Source organism: Pseudomonas sp. GNP014 (assembly GCF_054344005.1).
Genome location: NZ_JBTGUS010000001.1, coordinates 2,918,355 through 2,936,272, shown reverse-complemented (window position 1 = coordinate 2,936,272; position 17,918 = coordinate 2,918,355). Strand labels below are relative to the sequence as shown.

At 57.0% G+C, this 17,918-nt stretch carries 16 protein-coding genes; 12 read left to right on the top strand and 4 right to left on the bottom strand.

The genetic code is table 11. From position 1 onward, the window contains the following. The first annotated feature begins 243 nt into the window (after positions 1-243). The 6 genes from phhA to ACXX9E_RS13175 all read left to right on the top strand — a co-directional run bounded on the left by phhA (position 244) and on the right by ACXX9E_RS13175 (position 4,657). Positions 244-1,035 (top strand): phenylalanine 4-monooxygenase, encoded by a 792-nt coding sequence (gene phhA, locus ACXX9E_RS13200; protein ID WP_123465689.1) that lies wholly within the window; start codon positions 244-246, stop codon positions 1,033-1,035. Positions 1,036-1,152: 117 nt separating this feature from the next. Beyond that, positions 1,153-1,509 (top strand): 4a-hydroxytetrahydrobiopterin dehydratase, encoded by a 357-nt coding sequence (locus ACXX9E_RS13195; RefSeq protein ID WP_003222798.1) that lies wholly within the window; start codon positions 1,153-1,155, stop codon positions 1,507-1,509. Continuing rightward, positions 1,509-2,702, top strand: a complete 1,194-nt coding sequence (locus ACXX9E_RS13190) for an amino acid aminotransferase (RefSeq protein ID WP_458555527.1) — start codon at positions 1,509-1,511, stop codon at positions 2,700-2,702. The genes ACXX9E_RS13195 and ACXX9E_RS13190 overlap by 1 nt, the downstream gene beginning before the upstream one ends. Before the next feature lie 268 nt (positions 2,703-2,970). Next, positions 2,971-3,102: a hypothetical protein gene (locus tag ACXX9E_RS13185; protein WP_261991227.1), complete on the top strand. Its 132-nt coding sequence runs from the start codon at positions 2,971-2,973 to the stop codon at positions 3,100-3,102. A 69-nt stretch (positions 3,103-3,171) separates the two neighbouring features. Next, entirely contained in the window at positions 3,172-3,354 is a 183-nt protein-coding gene (locus ACXX9E_RS13180) for a hypothetical protein (protein WP_123465685.1), read from the top strand. Positions 3,355-3,469: 115 nt separating this feature from the next. Beyond that, positions 3,470-4,657 (top strand): MFS transporter, encoded by a 1,188-nt coding sequence (locus ACXX9E_RS13175; protein ID WP_186748333.1) that lies wholly within the window; start codon positions 3,470-3,472, stop codon positions 4,655-4,657. Here ACXX9E_RS13175 and arfB read toward each other — a convergent pair. Beyond that, positions 4,654-5,067, bottom strand: a complete 414-nt coding sequence (gene arfB, locus ACXX9E_RS13170) for an alternative ribosome rescue aminoacyl-tRNA hydrolase ArfB (protein WP_095050152.1) — start codon at positions 5,065-5,067, stop codon at positions 4,654-4,656. The genes ACXX9E_RS13175 and arfB overlap by 4 nt on opposite strands. Positions 5,068-5,524: 457 nt before the next feature. On the opposite strand from arfB, the gene ACXX9E_RS13165 reads away from it, so the two are divergent. The 4 genes from ACXX9E_RS13165 (at position 5,525) to queC (ending at position 11,960) form a co-directional block, all read left to right on the top strand. Then, positions 5,525-5,788 carry a PAAR domain-containing protein gene (locus tag ACXX9E_RS13165; protein ID WP_007920142.1) on the top strand — a complete coding sequence of 88 codons (264 nt, stop codon included), beginning with the start codon at positions 5,525-5,527 and terminating at the stop codon, positions 5,786-5,788. 116 nt (positions 5,789-5,904) lie between these two features. Beyond that, positions 5,905-10,563, top strand: coding sequence for an RHS repeat-associated core domain-containing protein (locus tag ACXX9E_RS13160; RefSeq protein WP_458555526.1), 4,659 nt, complete (start codon positions 5,905-5,907; stop codon positions 10,561-10,563). Between the two features lie 2 nt (positions 10,564-10,565). Continuing rightward, entirely contained in the window at positions 10,566-10,964 is a 399-nt protein-coding gene (locus ACXX9E_RS13155) for a hypothetical protein (RefSeq protein ID WP_222833433.1), read from the top strand. 297 nt (positions 10,965-11,261) lie between these two features. Next, a complete protein-coding gene (queC, locus tag ACXX9E_RS13150) occupies positions 11,262-11,960 on the top strand; it encodes a 7-cyano-7-deazaguanine synthase QueC (RefSeq protein WP_123465675.1) in 699 nt (232 codons plus the stop codon). Between the two features lie 53 nt (positions 11,961-12,013). Here queC and ACXX9E_RS13145 read toward each other — a convergent pair whose 3' ends face one another. Together ACXX9E_RS13145 and ACXX9E_RS13140 are read right to left on the bottom strand one after the other, a co-directional pair. Continuing rightward, positions 12,014-12,892, bottom strand: coding sequence for a queuosine precursor transporter (locus ACXX9E_RS13145; RefSeq protein ID WP_064119579.1), 879 nt, complete (start codon positions 12,890-12,892; stop codon positions 12,014-12,016). After that, positions 12,876-13,481 carry a helix-turn-helix transcriptional regulator gene (locus tag ACXX9E_RS13140; protein ID WP_128613656.1) on the bottom strand — a complete coding sequence of 202 codons (606 nt, stop codon included), beginning with the start codon at positions 13,479-13,481 and terminating at the stop codon, positions 12,876-12,878. The genes ACXX9E_RS13145 and ACXX9E_RS13140 overlap by 17 nt, the downstream gene beginning before the upstream one ends. A gap of 531 nt (positions 13,482-14,012) precedes the next feature. Between ACXX9E_RS13140 and glyA the strand changes: the two genes are divergently transcribed. Further along, positions 14,013-15,362, top strand: coding sequence for a serine hydroxymethyltransferase (gene glyA / locus ACXX9E_RS13135; protein WP_123465673.1), 1,350 nt, complete (start codon positions 14,013-14,015; stop codon positions 15,360-15,362). Positions 15,363-15,435: 73 nt separating this feature from the next. On the opposite strand, the gene ACXX9E_RS13130 is transcribed toward glyA, so the two are convergent. Further along, complete coding sequence (locus ACXX9E_RS13130) at positions 15,436-16,854, bottom strand: amino acid permease (protein ID WP_123465671.1); 1,419 nt, start codon at positions 16,852-16,854, stop codon at positions 15,436-15,438. Positions 16,855-17,747: 893 nt separating this feature from the next. On the opposite strand from ACXX9E_RS13130, the gene ACXX9E_RS13125 reads away from it, so the two are divergent. Then, positions 17,748-17,885 (top strand): hypothetical protein, encoded by a 138-nt coding sequence (locus ACXX9E_RS13125; RefSeq protein WP_003222780.1) that lies wholly within the window; start codon positions 17,748-17,750, stop codon positions 17,883-17,885. Positions 17,886-17,918: the final 33 nt, after the last annotated feature.

The window sequence follows — 17,918 nt, the reverse complement described above, 5'->3', positions numbered from 1 at the left end:
CCAGACTTTTCTGTCGAGGCGCGCAGATAGTTGTCAAGATTATGTGACAGCCATCGACCTTTTCAAACCCACTAATGACCGTAAACGCGAGTTATCCTGCAAAGCGTAACGATTATTTTACGATTTAAAGAGAAATTTCCTACACAGAGGCGTTTCAACCTGCTGCACATCAATGCGCTCTCGGGTAATCCTGAATCCATCGCTGGACATAACAAGAACGAATTCCCCTAGCAGGAGAGCAGTATGAAGCAGACGCAATACGTGGCCCGCGAGCCCGATGCGCAAGGTTTTATCGACTACCCCGCCGAAGAACACGCGGTGTGGAATACGCTGATCACTCGCCAACTGAAAGTGATCGAAGGGCGTGCTTGCCAGGAGTATCTGGACGGTATCGAGAAACTCGGTCTGCCACACGACCGCATTCCGCAACTGGGCGAGATCAACAAAGTGCTCGGCGAGACCACCGGCTGGCAGGTCGCCCGCGTCCCGGCGCTGATCCCTTTCCAGACCTTTTTCGAATTGCTCGCCAGCAAACAGTTTCCGGTGGCCACCTTCATTCGCACCCGCGAAGAGCTGGACTACCTGCAAGAGCCAGACATTTTCCACGAGATCTTCGGCCACTGCCCGCTGCTGACCAACCCGTGGTTCGCCGAATTCACCCACACCTACGGCAAGCTCGGCCTGCAGGCCACCAAGGAAGAGCGCGTGTATCTGGCGCGCCTGTACTGGATGACCATCGAGTTTGGCCTGGTCGACACCCCGCAAGGCAAACGCATCTACGGCGGCGGCATCCTGTCCTCGCCGAAAGAGACCGTTTATTGCCTGTCGGACGAGCCTGAGCATCAGCCGTTCGATCCGCTGGAAGCCATGCGCACGCCGTATCGCATCGACATCCTGCAGCCGTTGTACTTTGTCCTGCCGAACCTCAAGCGCCTGTTCGACGTGGCCCATGAAGACATCATGGCCATGGTCAAGCAAGGCATGCAGCTGGGTCTGCACGCGCCGAAATTTCCGCCGAAACCGAAAGCCGCGTGAACCGCGACTTTTGCTGACAATTGAGCCTGTCCGTCGCCGCCACTTTGGTTTAGCGTGACGGCATTGACAGCTCAAAAGCTTTAATAAAAAAAACACTCTCGATTTCAGGAATACATCATGTCCACTTTGAACCAAGCCCACTGCGAAGCCTGCCGCGCCGATGCGCCACAAGTCAGCGATGAAGAACTGCCGATCCTGATCAAGCAGATCCCTGACTGGAACATCGAAGTGCGCGACAGCATCATGCAACTGGAGAAGGTCTTCCTGTTCAAGAACTTCAAGCATGCACTGGCGTTCACCAACGCAGTCGGCGAAATCTCCGAGGCCGAGGGTCATCACCCGGGCCTGCTGACCGAGTGGGGCAAAGTCACCGTGACCTGGTGGAGCCACTCGATCAAGGGCCTGCACCGCAACGACTTCATCATGGCTGCACGCACTGACGAAGTGGCCAAGACCGCAGAAGGACGCAAGTAATGCACTTCGACGCCATCGGCCGGGTACCCGGCGACCCGATCCTCGGTTTGATGGAGGCCTATGCGCAGGACAGCAATCCGCGCAAGTTCGACCTCGGCGTTGGCGTCTACAAGGATGCCCAGGGCCTGACGCCGATCCCCGAAGCGGTGAAAATCGCCGAGGCGCGCCTGGTCGAAAGCCAGGACACCAAGACCTACATCGGCGGTCACGGCAATCCGTTGTTCGGCAAGGTCATCAATGAGCTGGTGCTCGGCGCCGACTCGAAGCTGATCGCCGCACAACGTGCCGGCGCCACCCAGACGCCGGGCGGCACCGGGGCCCTGCGTCTGGCGGCCGACTTCATCGCCCAATGCCTGCCGGGCAAGGGCGTGTGGCTGAGCAACCCGACCTGGCCGATCCACGAAACGATTTTCGCCACCGCCGGGGTCAAGGTCAGTCACTACCCATATGTGGGCAGCGACAACTGCCTCGACGTCGACGCCATGCTCGCCGTGCTCAACGAAGTACCGAAAGGCGATGTGGTGCTGCTGCATGCGTGCTGCCACAACCCGACCGGTTTCGACCTGAGCCATGACGACTGGCAACGCGTGCTCGACGTGGTGCGCAGCCGCAATCTGCTGCCGCTGATCGACTTCGCCTATCAGGGCTTTGGCGACGGGCTGGAACAGGATGCGTGGTCGACCCGACTGTTCGCCGCCGAAGTGCCCGAGTTGCTGATCACCAGTTCATGCTCGAAGAACTTCGGCCTGTACCGCGACCGCACCGGTGCGCTGATCGTCTGCGCGAAAACCGCCGACAAGCTCATCGACATCCGCAGCCAGTTGGCCAACATCGCTCGCAACCTGTGGTCGACGCCACCGGATCACGGCGCGGCGGTGGTCGCGACCATCCTCGCCGACCCGGAGCTGAAAGCGCGCTGGGCCGACGAAGTGGAAGCCATGCGTTTGCGCATCGCCCAGTTGCGCAGCGGTCTGGTCGAAGCGCTGGAGCCACACGGCTTGCGTGAGCGCTTTGCGCACATCGGCGTGCAGCGCGGGATGTTTTCCTACACCGGCCTGTCGCCGGAGCAAGTGAAACAATTGCGTGAGCAGCACAGCGTGTACATGGTCAGCTCGGGCCGGGCCAACGTCGCCGGCATCGACGCCACGCGTCTCGCCTTGCTGGCCGACGCCATCGCCAACGTCTGCAAGTAATACCGCCCCCCCTTGTAGGAGTGAGCCGGCTCGCGATGGCGGTGTATCAGTCAACTTAAATGCTGGCTGACACAGCACCATCGCGAGCCGGCTCACTCCTACCGTTGTTTTTGCGGTGACCTTTTGCTTTTGCCCTCCCCCTGCGGCCATCTGTCGCATTAATTTGAATTAAAAGTCTGATTGTCATTTTTCCTGCTGTATCCTGCGCAGGCTTTCAAGAAGCGCGGATCTACCAGATCTATCAACAGACTTAGCGAGGAGCGCAACCATGCACGAGATTCCTAATCTCCCCTTCCCAAGCCTGCACGTACCTGAGCAGACGACCACGCAGCAAGCCGGAGCCCAACAGCCCGAGCCGAAAGAAGCCGTTGACAGCCGCCCGGCCGACAACGACGAGTAAAACCCGCCGTACAGACCGTGTGGAAAGCGCTAACATGCGCTTTCCACACTGCCTGAATCCGAGCCCGCCATGACCGACGAATTCTCCGAAAGCCAAGCCGCCGTCCTGATCGGCGCGACCGAGAAAATGATCGAGATCTGGAACCGCCTCTCCCCGGAAAAACGCGCCGCCCTGCTCGCCCGTTTCGGCAGCGAAGAAAATGCCCTCGCCGCCCTGGTCACCACGCAACTGGTCGCCCCGGCCAAGTCCTGATGCCAGCACCCTGCAAATAGTTTTACTGTTGCCCACCTCAGCGTCGTCCGCGCCGCTATCATAAGCAGCCTATCTAATCCTGCTTTGCCGTGGATCGTTTCCCATGTCGTCCTCTATGCCACAACCCCAGCGCCCCCTGGCGGTCACGCTGCAAGTCGTTTCCATCGTCCTCTTCACCTTTATCGGCTACCTGAACATCGGTATTCCGCTCGCAGTGCTGCCGGGCTATGTCCACAGCGATTTGGGCTTTGGCGCGGTGGTTGCCGGCCTGGTGATCAGCGTGCAATACCTGGCCACCCTGCTCAGCCGCCCGTACGCCGGCAAGATCATCGACAACCAGGGCAGCAAACGTGCGGTGATGATCGGGCTGGCCGGTTGTGGCTTGAGCGGTGTGTTCATGCTGATTTCGGCCTGGACCCCGAACCTGCCCATGCTCAGCCTGATCAGCCTGTTGATCGGCCGGCTGGTGCTGGGCAGCGCGGAAAGCCTGGTCGGTTCCGGTTCAATTGGCTGGGGCATCGGCCGGGTCGGCGCGGCGAACACTGCCAAAGTGATCTCGTGGAACGGCATCGCCAGTTACGGCGCACTGGCGGTCGGCGCGCCGTTCGGGGTGTGGCTGGTCGGCCAGTTGGGGCTGTGGAGCATGGGCGTCAGCATCATTCTGCTGGCAGCACTGGGCTTGCTGCTGGCGTGGCCGAAAACCGCCGCGCCGATTGTCGCCGGCGAACGTCTGCCGTTCATGCACGTGCTCGGCCGCGTCTTCCCCCACGGTTGCGGACTGGCGCTGGGCTCGATCGGCTTTGGCACCATCGCCACCTTCATCACCCTGTATTACGCGACACAGCATTGGGACAACGCGGTGCTGTGCCTGAGCCTGTTCGGCGCCAGCTTCATCGGTGCGCGCCTGCTGTTCGGCAACCTGATCAATCGCCTCGGCGGCTTCCGCGTAGCGATCGCCTGCCTGTCGGTAGAAACCCTGGGGCTGCTGCTGTTGTGGCTGGCGCCGGACGCGCATTGGGCGCTGGCCGGCGCGGCACTGAGCGGTTTCGGTTTCTCGCTGGTATTCCCGGCGCTGGGTGTGGAAGCAGTGAATCTGGTGCCGGCCTCCAGTCGCGGCGCAGCGGTTGGCGCGTATTCGCTGTTCATCGACTTGTCGCTGGGGATCACCGGGCCATTGGCCGGGGCGATTGCGGCGGGATTCGGTTTTGCCTCGATCTTCCTCTTCGCCGCCCTCGCCTCGCTAAGTGGATTGGCGCTTAGCGTGTATTTGTACAAACACACGGCGAAGTACCGCGAAGACTAAAAATCCACCTTGCCGCGTCCGGCCTTGATACTGCCGCGCTTGGTTTTCGATTCGAGTCGACGCTTTTTTGAACCGAGGGTCGGCTTGGTTGGACGGCGTTTCTTTTCGACTTTGGTCGCGCTGAGAATCAGCTCGACCAGACGCTCCAGCGCATCGGCGCGGTTGGCTTCCTGCGTGCGGTATTGCTGGGCCTTGATGATCAACACGCCATCGCTGGTGATGCGACTGTCGCGCAGCGCCAGCAACCGCTCTTTGTAGAACTCGGGCAGGGACGAGGCCGGAATGTCGAAGCGCAGGTGCACGGCACTGGAGACCTTGTTGACGTTCTGCCCACCGGCGCCCTGGGCGCGGATGGCTGTCAGTTCGATCTCGGCATCCGGCAGATGCACGTTGTTGGAAATCACCAGCATGGAAAAAGCGTCCGTATTCAGAACGCGCAGGATACTCCGAAACAGACCTCGAACCTGCTGAAGATCCACTGCCGGCCTTCGCCTGTTCGCGATGAGGTCAGTGCAATCAACATCGTTTTGTCAGAAATCGATCAGCCGCCCAACTGCGCAACTTCTTGCGCACCGGTCTTCGAAAAAACGCCCGCCACTCGCCTGTAGCCCTTGTTACACGGCCCCTGTAGCCGAGTGCGCAAGAAGTTGCGCAGCACTGCGCAACTTCTTGCGCACTTTGAGACGGTTTCCCACAGCAAAAAACGATTTATCTCTAAGGCACAGGACGCAAACCCTTACCGCGTAATGGCCATATAGTGGCTGGCACGGATTTTGATATCAAATCGGCACTAACGCGTGCTGAACGCAGGCAGGAAAGACAGGGTAGCTCGCCGAGCCAGCCACCCTCGGTCAAAGGAATGACGTAATGAAAGACGCAATTCGCTTGGGCGACTCCACCACGCACGGTGGCAAGGTCCTCGAAGCCTTCTCCCGCACCGACCTCAACGGCAAGCCGATTGCCGGGGTCGGTCACAAGGTCAGCTGCCCGCTGTGCAAAGGGGTTTTCCCGATTGCCGAGGGCAGCAGCACTTACACCGTCGATGGCACACCCATCGCACTGGACGGCATGAAAACCGCCTGCGGGGCCGCACTGATCGCCAGTGGCCCGAAAGGCGCGGTCGTCAGCTAATCCCGTTTTTTCACTTTGATCCGCACCTCTGAGAGGCGGCTTGCTGTCGCCCGCTCGTTGAGGTCTTCAATTTTTGTCCGCAAAGCCCAGGCCTTGTTGCCGGGTGAGATGCTGTCATGACTACTGAAATCGTAAAACGTGAACCTCAGGTTGCCATCGTTCCACTGAACGCCATCGACATTCAGGACGTTGCCAGCGGTGCGGCAACGTTCGATGCCTGGCTTCAATCCGCGAGTGGTGGGGTGGTCACTCTCGACCGGATCAAGAACGTCGCCGGCGCCTTACCCGTGGTGGGCAACATCATGGCGCTGGTCGATGCGCTGGGTGACATCGTCACGCTGTCGAATGCCCAGAAGCGTGATTTGCTGGCTTGGGCCAGTCTGGGCATCAACCTGATCGGTGTTTTGCCGCTGCCACCGGCGATGGCAGCAGCCCGTATGACGTTGCGCCCAACACTGTTTCTGGTACGTCAGGAGATGAGGGCCAGCAGTAAGATGCTGATCAGTTCGTCGGTCATCGAGATCCTGATCGGGCATTTGAACGAGTCCATCATCGGCACGCTCGACGATTTCGTTGAGCAGGCCAAAGGCAAGTTGCCGGGGATTCTGGCGGACGCTGGCAAGCTGGGTGAGGACGTCATCAACGAAATTGCCAAAGGCCTCGATACGGTGGCCAATGGCAAGCTCGACGCCAAGGGCGATCTAAAAGCGGCCAGCGCACAAGCGAGTGCGGCAGTTGATCAATTCAAGAATGATCCCCTTGCATCGTTTGGCAACATCTTCGCCGCCGCTTCCAGCGCCTATAAAGCCGCAGGCAAGGGCTTAGCCAACAGTGCCGCTGATCACCTGCTACCCGATGAGGTGAAGAAGCGGGTTGCCACGGAAACCGCAAAACTGCGGGCAATGGGTCCGGAATTACGCACACAGCTGAGCAAGCTGGACGATGAGTCCGCTCAGAACTCCATCGGCTGGTTGCTGCTGATCCTCTCCAGTGCCGTGACCTTGTGGCGCAAGCGCAATGCCCATGGCCAAAGTACCGCGGTCCATACAGAGAAGACCGGTAAGGCCACCCACACGGCTTCAGAGGGCCAGTTGGGCGTTAACCAAAAGCAAGTTCCAGCGGAAAAAGCGCCCAATCCAAAGAAAGGCCCCTGTGAATGCGCCACGCCATACAGCATCAATTTTGCCATAGGCTCTGAAAGCCTCAGCCATACCGATTTCAGCCTGCCCGGCCCCTTCCCGATCGAATGGACACGCACCTACAACTCACGCCTCGGCGCCTTCGATCAGAGCGAACTCGGCGCTCGCTGGATCAGCGAATTCACCACGCGCTTCGACTGCGTGGACGATGGCCTGACGTTCTGCGACGCTGACGGCCGCGACCACAGCTACCCGCTGCCAAAGGTCGGTCTGTTCCACTACGACGCCATTGAAAACATCACCCTGGTTCGCAGTGGCGAAGACCAGTTGCTGTTGTGCCGTGGCTTCGAACGCAAGGAAACCTACGTCCGCCGTGGCCAGCGCTTTGTGCTGAGCAATATCTCGCTGCGCAACGGCGCCGGGGTCATGCTGCATTACGAGCATCGTCACGGCGAACACTCGCTGCTCTCCGACCTGATCACCTACCAGGAAAACGACATCAGCAAGGTGCACCTGCACCTCGGCACGATGATCGACGATCACGGCCGGTTTATCGGCCTCTGGCAGATCGTTGACGGCGAGCCGTTGCGACAACTTTGTGCGTACCAATACGACGCCTATGGCGACCTGATTCAGGCGCAGGACGAGAACGGCGCCGTCTGGTCGTATCAGTTCCAGCATCACCTGATCACCCGCTACACCGACCGCACCGGGCGCGGCATGAACCTGCAGTGGGACGGTTCAAGCGCCAAGGCCAAAGCCATCCGCGAATGGGCGGACGACGGCAGCTTCGACACGCGCCTGGAGTGGGACGAAAACATCCGTCTGACCTACGTCACCGACGCGCTCGGCAACGAGACCTGGCACTACTACGACATCCTTGGCTACACCTATCGCATTCGCTACGCGGACGAGCGTTCGGAATGGTTCTTCCGCGACGAGGCCAAGAACATCGTGCGCCGCGTCAACGCCGACGGCAGCACCGATCGCTACAGCTACGATGAACGCAGCAACCTGCTCGAACACATCCGCGCCGATCACACGGTGATGCACTACGCGTACGACGACCAGGACCTGCTGATCAAGATCAGCGACGCCGAGGGCGGTCAGTGGCAACGCGCCTATGACGACCAAGGCAATCTGGTTGAAGCGCTGGATCCGCTGGGCAACAAAACCGAATACGCCTACAACAAATCCGGTCAGCCCACCGCGATCAAGGACGCCAACGGCAACGAAAAGACCCTGGACTACAACGATGCCGGGCAACTGGTCGAGTACGTCGACTGCTCGGGCAAGACCAGCGCCTGGGAATACAACGAACTGGGGCAGATGATCTGCTTCACTGACGCCGCCGGTAACGCCACCGAATACGAATACAAGGCTGGCCAACTGGTGCTGATCAAGCACCCGGACAAGACCGAAGAGCGTTTTGAGCGCGACGCCGAAGGTCGGCTGCTGGCGCATGTCGACGCTCTCGATCGCTGCACCACGTGGAGCTACAGCGCGGCCGGTTTGATCGCCGAACGTGTCGATGCCGCCGAGCAAACCCTGCGCTACCGCTGGGACCGTCTCGGACGGCTGACGGCCCTGGAAAACGAAAACGAACAACGCGCGCACTTTCACTACGATCCGGTCGGACGCCTGCTGGAAGAACGCGGCTTTGACGGGCGCAGCACGCGTTATCAGTACGACCCTCTGACGGGGCGCCTGGCCCAAACGATCAATGGCCAACGCGTAATCTCGTTGAGCTTCGACCCGATGGGCCGCTTGACCGACCGTCGCGCCACCTTGGGTGACCAGTCGCAAAGCGAAACCTTCGCCTACGATGGCAACGGCAACATGGTGCTGGCCAACAACGCCGACAGCCGCCTGCAATGGTTTTATGATCCGGCAGGAAATATTCTGCGCGAGCACCAACACTATCTGGGGTTGGACAGCCCGGTGGTCGCGGTCTGGCGGCACGAATACGACGTACTAAACCAGTGTATTGCTACGACCCGTCCAGATGGCCACCGTGTTAGTTGGTTGACCTACGGCAGTGGCCACTTGCTGGGTCTACGACTGGACGATCATGAACTGGTTGGCTACGAACGCGACGACCTGCACCGCGAAGTCGCCCGCCATCAAGGCAACCACCTAGTGCAAACCCAAAGCTGGGATCCGGTTGGTCGCTTGCAGGAGCAATTGCTGGGACGCAGCGACGACAAATCCACGCTGCTCAAACGCGAATACACCTACGACGCGGCCGGCCAACTGACTAACATCAACGACAGCCGCCGCGGCCCACTCGCCTATCGCTACGATCCTGTTGGCCGACTGCTCAGCGCCGTGACGCGTCAAGGCGTGGAAACCTTTGCCTTCGACCCGGCCGGCAACCTGCTCGACGAGAAGGCGACAGAAATTCGCCGACCACTGGATCTGACGCCACAGCGCAGCAAACTGGTCGACAACCTGCTGCGCGAATATGTCGGCACGCATTACGACTACGACGAACGCGGCAACCAGATCCAGCGCTGGCACAACGGCCAACGCAGCGATCTGCGTTGGGATCTGTTTGATCGACTGGTGCACTTCGAAGACCCGCGCCTGAGCGTGGATTTCGCCTACGACGCACTGGGACGCCGCCTGCACAAAAATTCCCGCGCGCACTACAAACAGCGCCCGGAAGCCGGTTCCCTCTGGAACAGAAACGAACACGCGCGCAAACAGCGCGAACTCGGCTGCGGCTTCACCTTGTACGGCTGGGACGGCGACACCCTCGCCTTTGAAAGCAGCCCTTCACAAAGCGATGGCGAACCCGGACGCACGGTGCACTACGTCTTCGAACCGGGGACTTTTGTGCCTGTAGCGCAGGCTGTACGGCATGCGCCAATCGAGCTGATCGGGTTGCCGGATTACAGCGGTGAATACAGCCTTGATGAAGATCCAGTGTGGAATCACAAGGCGACGGCATTACCGTTTGATGCGTTGGCCTGGTACCAGTGCGATCACTTGGGCACGCCGCAGGAACTGACGGATTCACAAGGCAACATGGCGTGGACCGCGCAGTACAAGGCGTGGGGGCAGGTGACGGAGCAGCGGTCGGAATGGGCGCGGCAGCATGGCGTGATGAACCCTATACGGTTCCAGGGGCAGTATCACGATCATGAGACGGGGCTGCATTACAACCGGTATCGGTACTATGATCCGGGGGTTGGGCGGTTTGTTAGTAAGGATCCGATTAGCTACGCGGGGGGATTGAATCTTTATGCTTATGCGCCTAACCCTATAGGCTGGGTTGATCCACTAGGGCTGACATCAACTTGCAGCTGTGGAATCGGTGGACATTTCTCGGGCACAGAAAAACCAAGGAGTGAAGGTGCTACCCCAAACTCAATTTATACAAAATCCGACAAATCCGGTCAGGTTGCTGTTCAAAATACGATCTACGATGAAAACGGAATTGCAATTGGCCAAGTAGACTTCAAGAATCATGGCGGCAGCGCAGTATCAGGACATGGCCATATAATCGATCCTCCGGGCAACCTATCTTCTGGTCATGGCTCAAGTGCCGTCCACCTCGAGCCCGGTGCGGTTCCTCAGGGATGGGGAGTCATTCCTCCTGGTATGCAACCCTCAACACCTATAGGAAAGTAGATATGACACTGTCTATGGAACAAGTAAGCAAGGTTTCGGAGGCCTTTCATCGTTTTGAAGATGGGTTAATTCTTTCTTTCGAATTTTTTTACCTTCCCAATGAACCCCTTGCCGCGCAAGTAATATTCCATGCCAGAGATCATAGAGTTAAAGGCAACGTATGGAAGAAAGTAAAGGTGATAGTGGGGGCGGTGGAGGAGTTAAGTGCAAAAGTTAAAGGCAATCAGTTTAACTCAATATGTTCTGGGGTTAGGATCTTGAAATTTGACGACGTCTGGTGTGTGGAAATTGATGGAAATTACGACATGGATGCCGATCCCACTTCACTAGCCCAGATACGCGAGGATGGAGAGCTCTACATAATTGGTCGACAGATAACAATCCTCGAGATTGCAGACTGATTTCTATAGACTTGATTTTCAATCATATCATTGGACCAGCGAGCAGCCCGTCTGCTCGTGATTACTTTTCATTATGAAACTCTTTGCGGACAAATCATGCCCTTGAGAATTAATAAAGTATAGCTTTCCTCTAACAACCACCTACTGCGCGAGAGAGGGCAGCAAAAAAAAGGCTCTAAAGTGGATCAGGCCGCTCGCAGACTCACGAGCGCCTCTGGACTCTGCACCGAGTTCCAGCCCTATTTCGAGTATCATCTCCACCTTTGCCCTCAAGACCTCAATGCAGGAAGCATAAGCATGACCAACAAAGCAGTTATCGTATTCAGCGGCGGGCAGGACTCCACCACGTGTTTGATCCACGCCCTGACCCACTACGATGAAGTCCACTGCATCACGTTTGACTATGGTCAGCGTCATCACGCAGAAATTGAAGTGGCGCAGCAGCTGTCGAAGAAGCTCGGCGTGGCCGTGCATAAAACGCTGGATGTGTCTTTGCTCAACGAGCTGGCCATCAGCAGCCTGACCCGCGATAACATTCCGGTGCCGACCGTGAACAGCTCTGGCGAGAGCCTGCCAAGCACCTTCGTTCCGGGGCGGAACATTCTGTTTCTGACCCTGGCCTCTATCTATGCCTATCAAGTCCAGGCGAAAACGGTCATTACCGGTGTCTGTGAAACCGACTTCTCGGGCTATCCCGATTGCCGGGATGAATTCGTCAAGGCGCTGAATAAAGCCCTTGAATTAGGCATGGATTATAAGCTGCAACTGGAGACGCCGTTGATGTGGCTGAACAAGGCAGAAACCTGGGCCTTGGCTGATTACCACCATCAACTGGATCTGGTTCGCGAGGAAACACTGACTTGCTACAACGGCATCAAAGGCACTGGATGTTCCGATTGTGATGCCTGTAATCTTCGCGCCAAGGGCTTGAATGAGTTCCTGAATAACAAAGCTCAGGTCACTCAAAGCTTGAAAGATAAACTTGGCTTAAAGTAAAACCGCAACAAGATGCGCTCACTCAAGCATGCTGAGTGAGCGCCCTCCTCTCTTTATTGCGTCTGCGCACCCGTCAGGTATTTCTTGAACAAAGACCTTGCCCCGTAGGCCGGCAAGATATTAAAGAATGCAAAACCCACCTTGATTGCGATCTGAACGTAGATCATGCCCAGTATCGCGCTATTTTCCATCGTCCCGTAAAAGGCGATGTAGCAGAACAGAAAACTGTCGATAATCACGGCAAACAGTGTGCTTAAAAACACTCGCAAAAACAGAAATCTGGAGTTTGTGAGCTCTTTAATCTTGCACAACAGGTACGAGTTTATATTCTCGGAAACCAGGAACGATACAGAAGACGCTACCAGAACTGCTGACAACTGACTGATAACATCATTGTAAGCCCCATCGAGCTTCCAACCCGGCAGGCCCGGAAGATGGGTAGTGATGGCCAACAGAATGATAATCGCCGCATTGCTGATGAACGCGAACAGGATCGCTTTTCGCGCGAGCCTCAGGCCAAAGGTTTCGTTGAGCAAGTCGACGATCAGAAACGTCAGCGGATAGAGAAAAGTACCCGGCGTGACGACAATATCGAAATACTCCAGATAGATCGGTTTTGTCGCAGCAATACTGGTGAAAATGTACAACGTGAACAGCATCAGGTTCAGGATGATGTAGATCATCCAGGAACTCTCATGACGGTCATTGATTTCGTAAGCGGTGAGTGCTCCGCCTTGGGAGTAGAACTTCTTGTAGAGGTTTTTTACTTCGATTTTATTCAGATTATCCATAATCTCACTATTCAACACTTCACTTAGCTTTATTTTAATTATTTTGCCTGTCGCGATGACCATGATGACGGCCAGGCTTTTTCCATTTTCGAACCCCAGCAACTTGTACTTGCTGTTTTCCAACTCAACACTGCAATCCATTAAATCGTTCCTCGATTACATCTCCGATCACGCATACACGATCCGTATCAAAGTTGCCTTCATGGCTTATAGATAACTTCGCTGTGATTTTGTCATACACCAGCTTTTCCCTGTCGCTGGTCGATGCTCCTTTCTGCACGATCAATAGATCGCCGGGTTCATTCATGCCACTGATTTCATTCTCCAGAAGCACGCCAATCAGGTTAAAGGACGCGCCAAAATAGTAAGTCAGCGGGTAAATAGTGGCCAACTCACCAATTCTTTTATCCAGACTTTGCAGCAGCATACTTTCTTTAATCACCGGAACAGCTGCGGGATTCATATTCCCCTGTGGCGAAATACTGCTTTCGATGATTTCTTTTTCTTCAAAATCAATCGTCTCTATTTCTTCGTAAGACACCCCGAAGAAATCAGAAATCTTGCGCACAGTGGACTGTTGGACATTGACCACCTTGCCTTCAAGGATGTTGTAGATGGTCGTTCGGGTCAGACCACTGGAGTGGCACAGGGACAACTGCGTTTCCCCGCGACTCTTTATCAGGTATTTGATGTTGTTCTTCAGATTCTCCGATCTTTCTCTTCTGTGCATCACATGCTTATCATCCATTTTTAACTGCAATCATTGTCACGTCCCGAATGATCATTCCGGACATACACAAGTGAGGTAGGAAATTGCAGTTATATCCCTGTCAGTGCCGCGCAGGATCATAGCATTCTCCCTCCCTGGGTTCGGTATAAAAAGTCAGCTTTCACAGGCTGCTTCCGCCAACATGGGGGGGCATTTCAGCTGCCGTACTGACTCGTCAGTTCCTATTGCCTTCGACCCGGCGCTTGAAAAGCGACACCGGGTAATGCCTGTTTTACACCCGCAACGACTACAAAAAGAATCATTTTCTTTGAAGAATGTTCATTTTTTTGATTAATTCTGTGGTGTTCCTCACTGAAAAATCTATGATGCGTCAATCCGGCGTCTCATTCTCGCGAGTGAAAGAACGAAAAAACGGGTGGCCTGCACAGGGTTTAGTTTTGCGCGCACGCGGTCAAAACACGGATTCGCCTGTACAGATCTGGCAAGCAAGGACATGCGCAAATCACGCAAAACCAGGGAAGGAATAAAGCAATGGCAGTCATTACTGAACCGCTCAAGAACCAGGCCGACGTGTTGCGTCGTGGCCTCGCGGATCTCCGCGCAGAAGATGCCGAACTGGCGGCCATTCTCGACGCTGAGGTGACGCGTCAACAGCACACCCTTTCATTGGTCTCCTCCTCCTGCGCAGTTCAGCCGCGAACCTTGGCGGCCTCCGCTTCCGTGCTGGTCAACGTGACCGCTGAAGGCATGCCCGGCAAGCGCCACAGCGCGGGGTGCGAGAACGTCGAACTGGTCGAGTCGCTGGCCATTCGTCGGGCGCGGGAAATGTTCGGCGCGCAATACGCCAACGTGCAGCCACACTCGGCGTCGAACGCTGTTTACCAAGTGCTCACAGCCTTGCTTGAGCCTGGCGATACCTTGCTGGGCATGGCGGTGGAACACGGTGGTCATCTGACGCATGGCAGCCTTGCCGCGTTTTCCGGCGCCTACTACAAGGCGATCCAGTACGGCACAACATCCGACGGCCTGATCGATTACGACAAGGTACGTCTGCTCGCACTCGCCCATCGCCCACGCGTCATCCTCTGCGGCGCCACCGCCTATTCGCGCGTGGTGGACTTCAAGCGGTTTCGCGACATTGCCGATGAAGCAGGCGCTATCCTGCTCGCCGATATGTCGCATATCGCCGGGCTTGTCGCTACCGCGCGCCATCCAAGCCCGATCAACGCCGCACACGTCACCGTCACGTGCACGCACAAGCAACTCGCGGGGCCTCGCGGTGGCCTGATCCTCAGCGGTGCTGATGCGAACACCAAGATTCCCGGCTTGCGGACCACCTTCAGTCGTCTCCTTGAGCAAGCCGTTTACCCGCGAATGCAGGGCGCGCCCGCCGCCAACATGATCGCTGCGAAGGCTGCCGCGCTGGGTTATGCAATGTCCGCAGAGTTCGATGCCTGCATGGCGCAGATCCGCAGTACGGCGGATGAAATGGCCAAAGCGTTTCAGGCAAAGGATTATGAGGTGGTTGGCGGCTGCAGTGAAAACCACACGGTGCTGGTTCGCTTGCGTGGCGGCGTTACGGGCGCCATCGCGGAGGCGGCGCTGGGGCACTGCGGGATCATCGTCAGCAAACATCGCGTCCCCGGCGATCAGCGCTCGGCACTCGTTACCAGCGGGCTGCGCATCGGCACGGGCGCTCTGGCGCAACGCCGGGTCGATGTCCACGGCAGCCGCCAGATCGTCGATTTGATCGTGCGGATTCTGAATACCGTGGCGCCGCTCGGTGAGCAGGACTACACACTGGAACCCCTGCTCCTTGCGCAGTTTCGTTCAGAGGTCGAAACCTTGTGCAGAGACTATCCTGTCGCCGACTACCAATAGCACCCGACTCACAGCATTTGTACCCATAAAAAACCCGGCACTCAGGCCGGGTTTTGTGTTTCTGCGTCAGCGTTTACTTGGCAGCACCTGCCGCGTGCAGCGCCTGTTGCGCGCCACGCTTGTTCTTGATCACGTAGCAGACCCACATGAACACGACCCACACCGGAATCGCGTACACCGAGATCTGGATGCCCGGGATCAGCAGCATCACGCCCAGAATGAACGCGACGAACGCCAGGCAGATGTAGTTGCCATACGGATACCACAGGGCCTTGAACAGCGGCGTCTGCTTCGTCTTGTTCATGTGCTGGCGGAACTTGAAGTGCGAGAAGCTGATCATCGCCCAGTTGATCACCAGGGTCGCTACCACCAGCGACATCAGCAGTTCCAGTGCGTGCTGCGGAATCAGGTAGTTGAGCAATACAGCCACCAGTGTCACCGCCGCCGACGCCAGGATCGAACGCACCGGCACACCGCGTTTGTCGATCTTCGCCAGGCCTTTCGGCGCATCGCCCTGCTCGGCCATGCCCAGCAGCATGCGGCTGTTGCAGTAGGTACCGCTGTTGTACACCGACAGGGCCGCGGTCAACACCACGAAGTTGAGGATGTGTGCGGCGGTGCTGCTGCCGAGCATCGAGAACACTTGCACGAACGGGCTACCGCTATACGAATCGCCGGACGCGTTGAGGGTTTCCAGCAGGCTGTCCCATGGGGTCAGCGACAGCAGGATCACCAGTGCACCGATGTAGAAAATCAGGATCCGGTAGATCACCTGGTTGATCGCTTTCGGGATCACGGTTTTCGGCTTGTCGGCTTCGGCGGCAGTGAAACCGAGCATTTCCAGACCGCCAAAGGAGAACATGATGATCGCCATGGCCATCACCAGGCCGCTGACGCCATTCGGGAAGAAACCACCGTGCGACCACAGGTTGCTCACCGATGCCTGCGGGCCGCCATGACCGCTGACCAGCAGGTAGCTGCCCAGGGCGATCATGCCGACGATCGCCACGACCTTGATGATCGCGAACCAGAACTCGGCTTCACCGAAGACTTTGACGTTGGCCAGGTTGATCGCATTGATCAGCACGAAGAACGCCGCTGCGGTGACCCAGCTCGGGATCTCCGGCGCCCAGTAGTGAATGTATTTGCCGACCGCGGTCAGCTCCGACATGCCCACCAGGATATACAGAATCCAGCAGTTCCAGCCCGACAGGAAGCCGGCGAAGCCGCCCCAGTACTTGTGCGCGAAATGGCTGAAGGAACCGGCCACCGGCTCTTCGACGATCATTTCGCCGAGCTGGCGCATGATCATGAAGGCGATGAAGCCGCAGATGGCGTAGCCGAGGATCATCGACGGGCCGGCGGATTTCAGCACCCCGGCCGAGCCGAGGAACAATCCGGTACCGATCGCGCCACCGAGGGCGATCAGTTGAATATGGCGATTTTTCAGGCCGCGTTTCAGCTCGCCTGATTGCGAGGGTTGTCCACTCATGAAAAAGGTCTCACGCAAGGTTTGATGATGTTCAGTAGACGTTGCTGCAAGGTTGCGATTTCAGGCAGCCCCGATCAAACCCCAGCGCAGGCACCAGGAGTTCAGCTTATTTACAACGGTCATGCGTCACCTGTTTGTTTTTATCTGTGACGAAATCGAACCCGACACGCTTATGACGCGGCGGAGTGAACAAGGCGGATAGCCTTGAGGTTTGCGCGATTACGCAGAGGGTCACAGTTAAAACGCGGCGCATTGTACACCGCTAACGCCCTGCTGCCAGACCCCGCTGGATCAGCGTGGCGGTTGCCGGGATTGCGTGTGTCCGCCTCGAGACGCTCGGGCGGCAGCAATAATTGAGTCAGGCCTTTGCAGGCCATCGACGGGGACGGGGAGAAAACCGTCCCACGCAGAGAAGTGGAGATCAGTCACGGCGTTCATTGCGCCTCCTTCTTGTTATGCACCTGCACGACAGGCATGGGGCGCATCACACCCTTCAAACGACGCTGAAACAAGCGCGCCAGAGCCTTGCATGGAGCGCTCGCAGCCGGGCTTCGGCAGGTTTTCCTTACAGCCTCGGGAGAGACGTGGTTCCACTGGGCTACGCCGCGCTTTTCGTAAACATTTCTTTACGTCGCGTAACGTAAATTTTCCATTTCAGAAATTTTCGAAGGATGTCTACAAATTGACGGTAGCAAGCTTGCTAATGAAGTTGGCGGCTTAGTTTTTTGTTTTCAAATAAGAAAACCCTTGGCAAAAAACAGAATAAAAAGTTTATTTAAATTTTAAATAAATAATTTTTTGCATTACAAAACACCCTGAACTAGGTTTTTCACGTCTTGCCGGCCACCTCGACCGGCCAGTCATAACCGTGAAAGTCATCTAGGAGATCGACCATGCAAGCACTGGAAAAAGACTTGGATACCGAACTGCAACTGGACGAATGGTTTGAAGCACCGACCCACGAGGCGGCTGTGGAAATGATGCAAGCCGACGCGGTCGTTCCGTTCGGCACGGCGATGTGGCCTCTGTAAGACATCCCGGGCAGGCACGGTCCGGCCGGTCGT

Excerpts from the sequence above, each read along its gene's own strand:
- ACXX9E_RS13145 (WP_064119579.1), bottom strand. The coding sequence starts at position 12,892 with ATGGATTGCAGTGTTGAGTTGGAAAACAGCAAGTACAAGTTGCTGGGG.
- ACXX9E_RS13195 (WP_003222798.1), top strand. The coding sequence starts at position 1,153 with ATGTCCACTTTGAACCAAGCCCACTGCGAAGCCTGCCGCGCCGATGCG.
- phhA (WP_123465689.1), top strand. The coding sequence starts at position 244 with ATGAAGCAGACGCAATACGTGGCCCGCGAGCCCGATGCGCAAGGTTTT.
- arfB (WP_095050152.1), bottom strand. The coding sequence starts at position 5,067 with ATGCTGGTGATTTCCAACAACGTGCATCTGCCGGATGCCGAGATCGAA.
- ACXX9E_RS13190 (WP_458555527.1), top strand. The coding sequence starts at position 1,509 with ATGCACTTCGACGCCATCGGCCGGGTACCCGGCGACCCGATCCTCGGT.
- ACXX9E_RS13125 (WP_003222780.1), top strand. The coding sequence starts at position 17,748 with ATGCAAGCACTGGAAAAAGACTTGGATACCGAACTGCAACTGGACGAA.
- queC (WP_123465675.1), top strand. The coding sequence starts at position 11,262 with ATGACCAACAAAGCAGTTATCGTATTCAGCGGCGGGCAGGACTCCACC.
- glyA (WP_123465673.1), top strand. The coding sequence starts at position 14,013 with ATGGCAGTCATTACTGAACCGCTCAAGAACCAGGCCGACGTGTTGCGT.
- ACXX9E_RS13180 (WP_123465685.1), top strand. The coding sequence starts at position 3,172 with ATGACCGACGAATTCTCCGAAAGCCAAGCCGCCGTCCTGATCGGCGCG.
- ACXX9E_RS13130 (WP_123465671.1), bottom strand. The coding sequence starts at position 16,854 with ATGAGTGGACAACCCTCGCAATCAGGCGAGCTGAAACGCGGCCTGAAA.
- ACXX9E_RS13155 (WP_222833433.1), top strand. The coding sequence starts at position 10,566 with ATGACACTGTCTATGGAACAAGTAAGCAAGGTTTCGGAGGCCTTTCAT.
- ACXX9E_RS13160 (WP_458555526.1), top strand. The coding sequence starts at position 5,905 with ATGACTACTGAAATCGTAAAACGTGAACCTCAGGTTGCCATCGTTCCA.
- ACXX9E_RS13185 (WP_261991227.1), top strand. The coding sequence starts at position 2,971 with ATGCACGAGATTCCTAATCTCCCCTTCCCAAGCCTGCACGTACCTGAG.
- ACXX9E_RS13165 (WP_007920142.1), top strand. The coding sequence starts at position 5,525 with ATGAAAGACGCAATTCGCTTGGGCGACTCCACCACGCACGGTGGCAAG.
- ACXX9E_RS13175 (WP_186748333.1), top strand. The coding sequence starts at position 3,470 with ATGCCACAACCCCAGCGCCCCCTGGCGGTCACGCTGCAAGTCGTTTCC.
- ACXX9E_RS13140 (WP_128613656.1), bottom strand. The coding sequence starts at position 13,481 with ATGCACAGAAGAGAAAGATCGGAGAATCTGAAGAACAACATCAAATAC.